The organism is Actinocorallia longicatena, from assembly GCF_039534125.1.
GTDB classification, from domain to species: domain Bacteria; phylum Actinomycetota; class Actinomycetes; order Streptosporangiales; family Streptosporangiaceae; genus Actinocorallia; species Actinocorallia longicatena.
The window spans coordinates 1-576 of sequence record NZ_BAAAUV010000087.1; the positions used below are offsets into that span (position 1 = coordinate 1).

1 protein-coding gene is annotated in these 576 nt (G+C 36.3%); it reads right to left on the reverse strand.

The window, feature by feature from the left end; genetic code table 11:
- Positions 1-564 (reverse strand): methylmalonyl-CoA mutase family protein (locus ABD785_RS41190; protein WP_344840361.1); only part of this gene is annotated, 564 nt, incomplete at its 3' end.
- Positions 565-576 lie beyond the last annotated feature (12 nt).

Consider the following 576-nt stretch of genomic DNA (forward strand, 5'->3'; position numbering starts at 1 on the left):
CTTAGTTGTTGATAATGGATCTTCATAAAGGTTAGCGTACATATTAGTTCCAACAATGCGTTCCTTACGATAATCGATATTCTCAAATCTTTTTTCCCGTACAGCTTGTATATCTTGTTGTACTTTACCTTCCCTTATAGACGGAACGATACCACCGTTCTTCATGATCTCTTGAAATAATGACCACGCCGTCTTTGAAAGTTCCTCTGTCAAATTTTCAATGTACCAGGAACCACCAGCAGGATCTAACACTTTATTCAAGTGTGTTTCATCTTTAAGTATGGATTGTACATTTCTGGCAATTCTCTCAGAAAAGGCAGACGAACGATTAAAAGGTTCATCAAAAGTTGAAGTTGTAATACTATTTGCTCCTGCAATAACTGCTGCAAAGGATTCAACTGTCGCCCTTAATATATTTACGTACGGATCATATTTTGTTTTCGTTGTTTTAGAAGTATGAGCATGTATAAATGCCTTCTGACTTTCTTCATTACCACCAAATTCTTTTACGATCGCAGCCCATAAAAACCTAATGGCCCTTATTTTTGCTATCTCCATAAACAAATTGGAACCAAT